The organism is Acetobacter tropicalis, assembly GCF_001580915.1.
In the GTDB taxonomy this organism is placed as follows: domain Bacteria; phylum Pseudomonadota; class Alphaproteobacteria; order Acetobacterales; family Acetobacteraceae; genus Acetobacter; species Acetobacter tropicalis.
The window spans coordinates 1-11965 of sequence record NZ_LHZQ01000153.1; the positions used below are offsets into that span (position 1 = coordinate 1).

Genomic DNA, 11965 nt, shown 5'->3' on the forward strand with positions numbered 1-11965 from the left:
AGGTTATAACCACACCGCACAAAATTCAGGATAGTCCCCGGTAGCAAAGAAAAAGCTGAAAAATTCTTTATGGAGGGGATGAAGTCTGCACTTGTTTCTATGAGAGACGCTGGACTTCAGACTGAACCCCTTGTCATCTATTATGCCTTCAAGCAATCTGAAGTGGCAAAAGAAGGGACGACGTCAGCCGGTTGGGCGTCATTTCTTCAAGGTATTTGCGATTCTGGTTTAATGATTGATGGTACGTGGCCTGTACGAACCGAAAGTTCCGGAAGATTGATTGGTAAGGGTTCAAACGCCCTTGCGTCTTCCATCGTCCTCGTTTGTCGCTCACGTCCGGAAACATCCGAGACGATCACCCGCTCCGACTTCCTTCGCACTCTGCGTCGAGAACTTCCTGCTGCGCGCGAACGTCTACGTGCTGATAAAGTCTCACCGGTCGATATGCCGCAATCCATCATCGGTCCCGGAATGGGTGTCTTCACCCGTTACGCCCGTGTGCTGGAAGACGACGATAGCGCCATGAGCGTGCGTACGGCCCTGGCGCTTATCAATCGCGTCTGGGAGGAAATCGAGAACGCGCTGGACGCGGACTTCGATGCCGAGACACAAGTGGCTCTTGCTTGGTACGCTTCGCACGGTTTCGACACGCGACCTTCCGGCGAACTCATCACACTGGCCAATGCCAAGAATATCTCGGATTCATCGCTCTTTCAGTCCGAGGTGTTTCTTAACCGGCGCGGTAAGGCGCAATTGACGCCGCGTGAAGAACTGCCGGCAGGCTGGTCACCACAGACAGACGGAACACTGACTGTCTGGGAGTGTGTTCAGCACGTTGCCCGCACGCTGGAGGCCACAAAGGGGGGGCAGGAAGCGGCTGCCCGTCTCGTCGCAGGCATGGGCGGAAAAACAGAAGCCGCACGAGCGCTGGCCTATCGCCTCTTCCAGATCGCCACGGACAAGGGGTGGTCCGCCGAGGCACTGGTTTATAACGCGCTGGCCGATGAATGGCCGACCCTTGAGAGGCTGGCGTCGGAAATCCCCAATCCTGTTGCATCACCCGTGGCGGAAGAAACGCCACGTCTGCTCTGAGCCTTGTGAAGGAGGACATCATGTCTGACGAACAGAAAGAAACCCTGCTTCGCGTTCAGAACGGGCTTTATCACCTGCAGCGTGGCCTTTACCCCTTCGTCGAGCAGCACATGGCGAACAGGCATGGCGCAAAATGGCTGCATTATGCCAGCCGCGCCGCCGGTTCTGGCCCGAATGACGGGCTGGATGCGTACGGGCTGGTCAAGACCATGCTGGATAACTGGCGTGAAGTGTTTGACGAGGCTTTTCCATTCCGTGAGAAGCACAATGCACGCCGCTATGCGTCCGCTGCCCTGATGGCACGGAATGCCGTCTCGCATAATGTCGGCTCTCTCCCAGATAGCGATGCACTCAGTTACCTGGATCAGATTCTGCGCCTTCTGAAAGTCACGCAGGCCCCGTCCGAAGATGTTGACGCTGTGCAGAAGCTCTATGATGAGCAACGCCGTTCCGGGATTGTGCCGGAAACCACTCCTGCGCAGGCTTCCGCATCGGCTCCGGTCCCGGCTAACGCGGAAATAGCCTTTCCCGCTCCGGCTGAGAGCAGGCGTCTTACACCATGGGTCGATGTAGCGCTCCCTCATCCGGATGTGCTGGCCAACCGCTTCCGCCAGTCTGAATTCGCCGCCGACCTTGGCGCTGTCGATGCGGGAGACGCTGCGGAGATCAGCGAGGACTATGCGACGCCGCTTGGTTTTTTTCGCATCACGTTCATGACGGAGGGTCTGCGCCGTGTGCTGTTCTCCGTGATGCAGCGTCTCGTGGGACAGGGCGGCGATCCGGTCATCGGACTTCAGACAAGCTTCGGTGGCGGCAAGACGCACACAATGCTGGCGATCTACCATCTCGCGAGGGCACTGGCTGAAGGACATAAGCCGGAAGATCTGGCCGGGATCGGAGAAATTGCCGAACCCCTGCGTGGTGTTGTGTGGCCGAAACCGGCGCGGGCGGTATTTGTCGGCTCGTCGAAGGGACCGGATGTCCCGCTGACACGCGGCAAAAAACCTGTCATCCGTACACTCTGGGGATACCTCGCATGGCGTCTTGCAGGAGAAGCCGGTCTGGCTCTCATGCGGGAAGCCGAAGCCGCCTGGACCAATCCCGGAGCCGATCTGCTTGTTGATCTGTTCCGTCTCAGCGGGCCATCTGTCATTCTGATTGATGAACTGACGATGTTTGCCCGGCAGTTGCCTGACGGACGTTTCGAGGCCCTGCTGTCCTTCATTCAGTCTCTGACGGAAGCGGCGGCCCGCACCCGCGATATTGTGGTCGTAGGGTCGCTGCCGGAGAGCCGAGCCGAAGCTGGCGGAGAAAAAGGAGCTGCCGCCCTGCTACGGCTGGAGAAGGTGTTCGGACGTGTTCAGAGTGCCTGGCTGCCGGCATCGGGCGACGAGACGTACGAGATCGTACGGCGACGTCTGTTTCAGCCTCTGGATTCTGAAGGGGAAAAGGTTCGGGACGCCACAGTTGCAGCCTTTGCGCGAATGTATCGGGAGAACAAGGCTGAATTTCCGCCAGAGGTTCATGAGGCCCGTTACGCTGAACTGCTGAAGCTCGCTTATCCGATTCATCCGGAATTGTTCGGCAGACTGTCCCGCAACTGGGCGACGCTGGAGAAATTCCAGAGAACGCGCGGTGTTCTCCAGTTCATGGCGGGCGTAATCGGCGTTCTGTGGAAGGAGCGCACGCCCGATCCACTGATTACCCCGGCTCGCGTCCCAGTTGGACATGAGCGGGTTCGTGTCAGCGTGCTTTATCCTCTTGATCCTGCCTTTGGTGCTGTCGTGGACGCGGAAGTGGATGGCGAAGGCTCATTGTCTTCCCGTATGGAGGCTAATCCTCAGCGACGGATCACCCAAGCGCGTGCGGCGACACGCGTTGCCCGCTCGATCTTTCTGTGTTCAGCACCTACGGTCGGGTTGCCGAACGCGGGCGTTTCCGGCCCTTCAATCCGCCTTGCCTGTGCCGAACCGGGAGATCAGCTTGCTGTCTTCGGGGAGGCGCTGCGGGAGCTTTCTGAACTGGCAACGTATCTATACGATGAGGCCGGTCGCTACTGGTTTGCGACGCAGCCAACATTAAACCGGCTGGCCGATGACCGGGCACAGGCGCTCCCTACGCATGAGGTGGATGACTGGATCGTAAGCCGCCTGCGGGAAGATACGAAGCACAAAGAGCATTTTGCACGCGTGTACGCAGCGCCTGACGAACCAAGTGCAATGGACGAGACACGGGATCTGTCTCTTGTTGTATTAGGTCCCGCCTATGGTCATCTGGGGCGAGGCATTACTGAATCGGCTGCGGTCGTGGCTGTGCAGGACGCGCTTTTGCGATGCAGAACGACACAGCGGCGTTTTCGAAACACGCTGATTTTTGTTGCTCCTGACGAGAGCGAGCTCGCTAAGACACGGGACGTGGCTGCCAGGGCGATGGCCTGGCAGTCCATCGTTAAAGACGATGTTGTGACCGCGCAACTGACGAAGGCCCAGATAGACGATGCAACATTAAAATCGAAACAGCATAAGGATGCGGCCGAACGCGCGATCCGTACAGCGTGGTGTCATGTTTTCTATCCGATCAGCGGTGACGTTGCAGGACAGGCGTTCAAACTCGAACAGCAGGTTCTTGCCAATCGGGGCGACAAGCCAGTGGCCGTCGCGGTTTATGACCGGCTGAAGCCCGGTGGTGAAGGAATCATCAAGGAAAAGCTTGGCGCTGAAAATTTCCGTGTCGTGCTGCAGGGCATCTGGCCTGACGATCGATCCTGGCTTTCCGTCGCCGAAATCATCGACTGGTTCGCGACCTTCGTCTATCTGCCGAAATTGCGCGATGGTGTCGTGCTGGAACAGGCCATAGCGGATTCAGTATCTCGAATGGGAGCGGCATTCGGTTTCGCAGATCGGTGGGATGAGGAGAAGAAACGGTTCATAAACCTTGTGTTTGAAAGAACCCTGATCGTCCCGGCTCGGGATGGCGTTCTTGTTCGTGCTGAGGAAGCACGACAGCAGAACGACGCCGAACTTCCCTCGCCGAGTTCTTTGCCTGCGCCGAATTCAGACGGTAAGCCACCATCAGTTTCTGGGACTGAATCTGCCCAGCCGTCTCCTGAACGAACCCGGCCTACCCGTTTCTATGGAAGTGTCACTCTGGATACTCTTCGAACGGTGAAGAATGTCGAGATGATACTCACATCGGTCGTTGCTGAATTACAGCGTGCGCCTGGCGTGCGTGTTACACTGACGCTGGATGTTGAAGCCGAGAACGATGATGGTTTTGACGCTGAAGATGTCAGTGTCGTTCGTGACAATGCCACACAACTTAAATTCATATCGTCAGGGTTTGAGTAAGGAGAGCTAAATCATTCAGGTACCAATAGTGTGATGGCATTCCTTCTTAACCAGAATTATCTCTGCACTACGCAAATGTCTGGCGTATGAATTTTGAACAGTGCAATCAATATACCGCAATGAGCTTTTTGGGATTCCTAACTTATGTCAGATAGGCATTGCCATATAACTTATGAAATGAATTTTCTGCATATAGTATTAAATGGAATAAATATAAAATAAAACCAACTTATTATCTCAATCAAGGAAACCTGACCATAACATTGTCGGAAAATGTATTTCGACGTCTTTTTTGCACAGGCGGCGACACAGTTATTGTTCCTTTTGCTTCTAAAGACTTCAATGCCTCCTTATAATTGCTGCGCAGGTATTTTTTTCCAACATGATGGCGTTCGAACACATCTATCATTTTCAACGTCATTCCGGAAAATGTTTTAAGCAACATTGTCTCGAGTTCATCAAGCGGACGTGCCAGATCGAATAAGAGAGGCATAGTTTTGTCTGCAACACAGTAGTCAAAGGATGGAACACCTTGCGGAACATCAGAACTTTCCTTTCCCATGATTTCTTTCATGATATTATATCCGCGAATGTGCTTGGATACGAATATCAGGTAATGACTGGTGCGGCTTCCGCTCGCGTTCTTGAAGCAAAATGGAAGCGTGTAACATCCTCCCATCTTTTTTAGAGATTGAGATATCTTCTCGACGATCATGAGTTCCCGATTTTCAGGATCCTGAGATGAAAGTTCGGTTAATAACTGCTCAATACCCTGCTCACCAAACAGCGCTACCATATGCTGACGCACGGCGACATTATTGAGACCCATGTTTATACGATTATAATTAAAGAAAAAAATGCAGTCGCAGCCCCAGTCTTTAATGAAACGATTGATCAGTTGGAGAGAAAGACCTTTGTAACCCCACGGATCAATAAAACTTAATGTCGGCACATCAGAAAAGTTCGCAATTTCATTTATTATTTTTTCACCAACGATTTCATTATTTACTTGTGGGCGATATCTTAGTTTTTCAATCCCGGGAAGCTTATCAATTTCCGCAGCAAGTGTCCGCGAGTTGTTAATATCCTTATCGTTGAAGATCGTAACCAAGCGGTCTCTGAGATTTGGTTCGGATATTGCATTTTCGAGAACTAGTAACGGAACTGATGCCGCTCCGTCTTTATAACGTCCTGGGCCAGAGAACAGGTCGATATAGACAATCCGCTCCGAACGTGATTGCATGATTTTTGCCCACGCACGATAGTATTTATCGACAATCTGCGCTTTTACAGCAGATTCCTCGGAACGCATTTCAAAAAAACTACTCGACATCTTTTCTTTCGCTTCTGTTCCTCGCCCGTTCGACTACTTGAATAGGGAGGCACCGACCACAATGTCTTTTTAATAATTCGTCTATTATTATATTATTTCATGCACCTACATCCCGATAAATTAGTTTGATCTTTACGGTAAGGTATTTATTACCACAGTTTCAAAAATCTATGGCATAAAAAAGAATGATCGTTGAGGTGCCAAAACCAGCGTATCATCTAAAGTTATGCCGTTGAGGCTCCGCCGGGGATTTCCTTTACTAGTTATTATACTTATGTCTGGATGCATTGATGCAGTTGTGAGAATGTCATCGCGGTGAGCAACAGAAGTGCGATAAGCTCTTTGTAGAAAGTTGCGAACACTTGAGACATGATTATGAAGGTCGATGTCACGCGGTATGTCAGCGTAAAGAGCGGCTTTGGCTTCTTCCCTTGCTGATTGATCAAACAGATAGAGAGTCCCCTTTTGCTTTGCATCGGAGCAAAGCATTGTCAAACCAGAACGTCCAAAATGAGCTTGATGCGTTGCATTGTCATGCAATACACCGTTGTAAACTTCTCTGGCTCGAAAATTATTAGAGAAGTGAACGCTCCAATACTTCCAACCTTTCGGATTATATATCGCAAATGGGCTTATATATTGAGCACATTCTTGAAATATATTATATACAATATATTCTGCTGCTCCTATACGTTCGTTATAGCTAAGATGTCGCCCATCCTGAAACCACTCAAGTTTACCAAGTTGTTGTGGAGTGATGTCAAGGTGACGAAATCGCTGCGCAAGGCCCCCAGAATCATGCTTTGGTAAATAGGCTAGAAACGGTTCGATCAAGAAAGTTAATAAAATTTCGGATCGAGCGAAAGTTTGGATAATGTCTTTAATTTCAGATATCTTAACTTTTGTATTTCCGCACTGATCAAGGTTAAACAAAACATTTTTAATACCCGCTTGCAAAAGCCTAGATCTTACACTCGGGTAAAAGTCCTCAAATTTTTCACAGCTATATTCAATCTGCATGGCGAGACTTGACTGATCGGTATCACATTTCATCCCACTGATCTGCTCCCTGAGAAAGCCGATCGCATCGTTTGAACCGTCGTTAAAAAATACCGAGCCGATCAATCTTAGTTCTGGCATCCCATTGACCTTTCGACGTATTTTTTCACGAAGAAAGGCCGCCTTAATTTCTTGAAGAAATATTAGCGGGGAACCGATTTCGCCGGTCTCATAACGGCCACCGCCGCAAAATCCATCGACGATTGCAAACTTGAATTCTCGAACTTGCGGATTTTGAAACCGCACATCGAAGTAATGGCTAACATACTGCTTGAGTATGCTGTGTTTCGTTTTGGTATGTTCGTCTATAGGTGCGCCGTTTGACCATAAATACTTATCTTTCTTGGCAACCATTCGACAACATAGGCTCCGAATTATTCCAGACTGTTATAAAGAAACCCTAGGCATTTCATCCCAAGTTTTTCCACGATATTCACGACCGTTTGCCTTTTTGGAGCGTTTTTTGTTATCTTTGCCCCAAGTTCCCCACTGCTTAAAGAAAAAAGCAGTGTTATGAACACGGCAAAGATCATGAATTTCATCGATCCATTCTTCTTTAATGGGCCGTGCATTATGCCCACTCTCGCCTCCAACGATCGCCCAATGAATGTTCGAAAGGTCAGCTTGGCCAATTGAGCCGATGAGGGGCTCGAAGGAAATAAAGCGGATCTGCGCAGGTACTTGCCTTAGATGATCCAGACGATCGATCACTTCATGGTTTTCTATACTCGTACCCAGCCAGACATTCGGCAACGGGACCGGGGTTAAGGCAGAGACAATTTCCATCATACGCTCAGGGCGTTTGGTCAAGATTTGGTAACGATGATGCGGTGTTTCCCGCATGACGGTCCAAACATCACGAATGAAGGCTTCATCAACGTCGACATGAAACAGATCACTCATGGAGTTAACGAAGATCTTCCGTGGTCGCTTCCAAGCATATGGGATGCGAAGACTGGCACGATCCTGCCGCACGATCCCGTTCCAGACGGTTCGCCGACCAGAGACACGCGTGAGGCCCGCGTATTTGTTCACGCCCATCGCCTCCAAGCGTCGAGCCATCTGCATAGCGTAGCAATTAGTGCAGCCACTTGACATAACAGAACAGCCAGCGATTGGGTTCCAGGTTGCGTCAGTCCACTCAATTTGGCTTTCCGCCATATCCTATACTTTCTAAGTGCTGCTTAAAGTCTTGAGCAGATACTACGTGGTGCCTAAATCAACTAAAGAAGCCAAATTTTAGCGGAATTGCCAAAATCTGCCAAGTTGAAACTAATTTTTCTTTCTCAAATGAACACAAATTACACCAGCATGGTTGCCAGGCCAACCTGAGGCCCAGCCTGTGCAAGGCGCCGGTCCAGAGTACACAATGTCGCGCCGTGATCCGCACAAACCGCAAGATGAAGGGCATCTCCGGCCCGCAGACCCAGAGCATACTGATCTGAGAACCTTGCCGCCGTCCGGAAGTTCTGACTGGTCACTGGCAACACCCCGATACTGTCGGCACACAGACGAGTGAACATGGCCAGGCTGTTCGCACGATCGGTGACGGTGATCTGTCCCGTCCGCAGCTTGATCGACAGCGCAGAGGAAAATTCCGTTACAACCCAATCGCTAATAAAAAGATCTTCAGGTGTCTGAGCGCCAAGCCAGTCCTGCATCCGGGAAGTTTCCCGCTCATTGGTCAGGGCCGCCACCAGAACTGAGGTATCAATATAGACGCTCAATATCTCGCCTCGTCACGCATGTCACGGACAGCGGTCGCCGCAGACTCCTTTTGCGGCGTCATGGCGTCAGTCAGTGAGCGCAGAGCACTCACTGCGATCGGGTTACGTACGGGCTCAGCTTTGACGAGCTGCGCAACCACTTTGCCGCGACGCAGAATACGGACGGACTCTCCATCCTTTGCCATGTCGACCAAACGACTAAGATGGGCTTTGGCCTCCACCAGATTGACAGTCTGCATAACTATCTCCGAACCATTAAACTGGTCACTTTGTAGCACGAAATCGTCAATATGCCTATGAAAACATGAGTGTGGCTGAGCTATCACACCTCTCTCAAACCTTCAAATGAGGCACCACAAACTGATAGAGATGTCGTTAGATACCCCAAAAGGGCGGTAACTTCTTGGGCCCAATTTGGGCCCACCCTGATGTGATATCCTGTTGCACCCAGTGATACTCAGTGATATTAAATATCCTGTTATCAACATCTTAATCGGAATTATCCAGCCGTTTAGCCACTACTTATCGCCCTTTCACGGCGGCAACACGGGTTCGAATCCCGTACGGGACGCCATTGATTTCATTGGCTTTTTTGGCGAAACTCCTCCAAAAAATATTAGTTTTTGCACCATTTTTGCACCATCGCGAGGAACGTCGTAGTGTCCTCTCATGGTGGAAGATATCAACACGCCGGCAGGTGATGTCATGAGCGGGCGCACGGACCCCGCCACAGGCAAGGCTTTACCGCGCGGTGTAAGCTATCGTGGCCCCAGGCAATACATGACCCGTAAGGTGGTCGATGGCCGCCGGGTGCAGCAGACTTTCTCTACCGCGGCGCAGGCCCGACGCTGGCTCAATGAAACGGCCGCCAAAGCAGAGCTTGGCCAGTTCACAGATACACGCCCTCTCGACAAGATGACGATTGGCACTCTTGTTGAACGGTATCGCGATGAGTGCATGGCCGATCGGAAAGCCGACAGGATCGGGCATATCCCGGCCATTCTGCGTGACACCTTACTGTCTTCGGTACGGTTATCGAAATTCTCAGCCGCAGAGGTCCGTGGCTTCCGTGAACGCATGACCGGAGCCGGATATGCAGCCGCGACTGTGGTGAAACGCCTTAATCTTTTGGCCTCCATTCTCCAGCATGCCATCTCGGAATGGGATATCGCCATCGTCAATCATGCGTCTGGCCGCGTTGTGAAACGACCCGAGGGGGCTGACAAAAAGCGGAACCGACGCCTCAAGGAAAATCGGGATTCCTCTCTTCCAGGAGAGTTTGAACGCCTGATTGAAGCCGTCAGCGGCTCCCCTCACCCGGATGATGTCTGGCTTGTGCGATGGTCGATCGAGCAGGGTACACGCCGGGGCGAAGCCCTCCAGCTTCGCTGGGGCGACATTGACCTTCAGCGTCGCACCCTGAAGCTGGGCGGCGAAAGCGGAAAGACCAAGACGCATCGTCATCAGGAGGAGCACGGGCCAGAGATACGCCCCCTCACACCGGGCGCACGCCGCCTCCTGATCGAGAAGCTTGCAACACTTCCTCATCAGCCCAAACCAACACAACTCCTCTTTGATGTCGGGACTGAAGCAGCGTTCAGTGTTCGATATGGCCGTATGGTGCGAGAGGCCGGGCTGAAAAATCTGACCTTTCACGACCTGAGACATGAAGCAACCAGCCGGTTAGCAAAATTGCTGCCCAATCCGCTCGACCTCAAACGCGTGACTGGTCATCGCGATCTGAAATCACTGGATCGCTATTACCAGCCCGCTCCTGAAGACATCAGTCGTCAGATTGAGGAGGCTGAACGTGTGTTGGGTATGCTGTCAGAAGAGAAGCAGCGGAAAGACTGAGGTCTCTTCATCTCCCGTCAGTTCCCCGTCGCTTCATCAGAAAATGAAATGAAAAATCAGAGAAAGAATTTTCTTTCTCTGATCTCTCATCCTGTGCTATCAGGTTTTCACGGTTCAACACCGTTCTTCTCCCCAAAAAAACAATCTGAAATCCTGTGTCTTTTGGGGAGTCCTGCATCCTTGGCCCAATCACCCGTCACGCCTAAAGTTTTGCGCTATCGCGATGCCGCAACCTATCTGGGCATTAGCCATGGTCGATTACGGAATCTGGTCAGCGAAGGACGTGGTCCAGCTTCCGTAACCTATGGCAAACGGGACAGGGCTTTTCCAATTGCCGCTCTGGATGCGTTTATCGACCAGCGGACCACTGGCTATCAACCCGCTACGCCAGAACCCATCACGGTCAAACGTCGACCAGGCCGTCCCCGCAAGACCGAACAACGCAGTCAGAAACAAATGGCGCATTGGACCGCAGTCATGATGGCACTGTTCATGACCTATCTTCTTTGGGCCTATGGTTTTCTTGGTCTTGCAACAGGTTTCATGACAAACTGAGAACCATTAAAAAAACAGCACTCCTCGCTTTTGCCCGCTAGAAAACAAGCCTGTCATATCCGGAAGGTTCTGTTCGCTCTCTGGGCACAACCACAGATGCATCAGATATTCTGACGACCTCCAGAATTTGCACTCAATATAACTTCCGCTTACGTCTCTACGGAATTCAGAAACACCGGCCTCTCTTTCTTCATTGAAGTGCCTATCTCCAATTTCGGGGTACGGGAGGCAATTTTGACCTGACCTTTTCCAAACATAAACGCCACCTGAACAAGCCAACGCAGGTCACCCTTCATTCCTTTCGCCATCTGGTTTCAACAACGCTCAGAAATCAGGAAAGTCACATTCGAGAGCTTTGGCTTCATAACCTGTTAGGCCGTGAAGCCACCCATAACAGCCAGGACACAACCCAAAGAAAGATTCACCTTCGCTCAACCGAACACCTCTTTCCAATCAATGTATGACAGGAAATCGGTCGCTTAATTCAAGACCCAACAGCGTGACGTCGGCACATTCTGATCTGTCTGGGGATTAGGTGCAGTTAACACACACAACACCGTCTGCTTACGCCCTTCTATTGTTAAAAGAACCCCTTGCCCCGAATAGTCCGTCGTGCTGATGACCTTGAAGCCCTTGTTCAATAACTCGGTCAAAGACATCGGGAGCGGTTTCAACATCGTGGGAACCGCTAAAGGACTATAGGGAGATTTCACACCTGATTGTGGCAACCAGTCCCCCGATGACTGGGCAAAACAACCAACAGGCCCTAAAAGACCAAGAGTTGTCGCGAGGATACAACTGGCTTTTCGCATGAGACTTTTCCCTTCTAATGCTGCCATAGCCTGTAACGGACTGTCTCCTGTCTATCATACCAGACTGTAAGGGAGAACTTCTGTGAAACACGCGCCTTTGGAAGCCCAAGCACGCACCTTGGAAGCCACGGGCGCTTACCGGGTCTTATACCAACCGTTGATTGCTATAACCCATGAGCCCAATTG

Annotated in this window: 9 protein-coding genes; 4 read left to right on the top strand and 5 right to left on the bottom strand. The window is 51.3% G+C overall.

Going from position 1 to position 11965, the window contains the following annotated elements; all coding sequences use genetic code 11:
• Nucleotides 1-276 precede the first annotated feature (276 nt).
• Together AD944_RS02380 and AD944_RS02385 are read left to right on the top strand one after the other, a co-directional pair.
• Nucleotides 277-1092, top strand: a complete 816-nt coding sequence (locus tag AD944_RS02380) for a hypothetical protein (protein WP_236709193.1) — start codon at nucleotides 277-279, stop codon at nucleotides 1090-1092.
• A 20-nt stretch (nucleotides 1093-1112) separates the two neighbouring features.
• The gene (locus AD944_RS02385) at nucleotides 1113-4439 is read left to right on the top strand and encodes a DUF499 domain-containing protein (RefSeq protein WP_045542211.1); all 3327 of its coding nucleotides are present in this window, start codon (nucleotides 1113-1115) and stop codon (nucleotides 4437-4439) included.
• Between the two features lie 241 nt (nucleotides 4440-4680).
• Here the strand turns inward: AD944_RS02385 and AD944_RS02390 are convergent, their stop codons facing one another.
• The 5 genes from AD944_RS02390 to AD944_RS02410 form a co-directional block, all read right to left on the bottom strand.
• Nucleotides 4681-5772, bottom strand: a complete 1092-nt coding sequence (locus AD944_RS02390; protein ID WP_045542210.1) for a three-Cys-motif partner protein TcmP — start codon at nucleotides 5770-5772, stop codon at nucleotides 4681-4683.
• A gap of 168 nt (nucleotides 5773-5940) precedes the next feature.
• A complete protein-coding gene (gene tcmP / locus AD944_RS02395; protein ID WP_045542209.1) occupies nucleotides 5941-7185 on the bottom strand; it encodes a three-Cys-motif partner protein TcmP in 1245 nt (414 codons plus the stop codon).
• Between the two features lie 33 nt (nucleotides 7186-7218).
• Nucleotides 7219-7992 carry a DUF5131 family protein gene (locus AD944_RS02400; protein ID WP_045542208.1) on the bottom strand — a complete coding sequence of 258 codons (774 nt, stop codon included), beginning with the start codon at nucleotides 7990-7992 and terminating at the stop codon, nucleotides 7219-7221.
• Nucleotides 7993-8132: 140 nt separating this feature from the next.
• On the bottom strand, nucleotides 8133-8558 hold the full coding sequence (locus tag AD944_RS02405) for a type II toxin-antitoxin system VapC family toxin (RefSeq protein ID WP_045542207.1): 426 nt from the start codon (nucleotides 8556-8558) through the stop codon (nucleotides 8133-8135).
• Entirely contained in the window at nucleotides 8555-8797 is a 243-nt protein-coding gene (locus AD944_RS02410; protein ID WP_045542206.1) for a type II toxin-antitoxin system Phd/YefM family antitoxin, read from the bottom strand. Before AD944_RS02410 ends, AD944_RS02405 begins: the two co-directional genes overlap by 4 nt.
• A gap of 466 nt (nucleotides 8798-9263) precedes the next feature.
• On the opposite strand from AD944_RS02410, the gene AD944_RS02415 reads away from it, so the two are divergent.
• Nucleotides 9264-10412 carry a tyrosine-type recombinase/integrase gene (locus AD944_RS02415; RefSeq protein WP_236709192.1) on the top strand — a complete coding sequence of 383 codons (1149 nt, stop codon included), beginning with the start codon at nucleotides 9264-9266 and terminating at the stop codon, nucleotides 10410-10412.
• Between the two features lie 180 nt (nucleotides 10413-10592).
• A complete protein-coding gene (locus tag AD944_RS02420) occupies nucleotides 10593-10967 on the top strand; it encodes a helix-turn-helix transcriptional regulator (protein WP_157765172.1) in 375 nt (124 codons plus the stop codon).
• The last annotated feature ends 998 nt before the right edge of the window (nucleotides 10968-11965 follow it).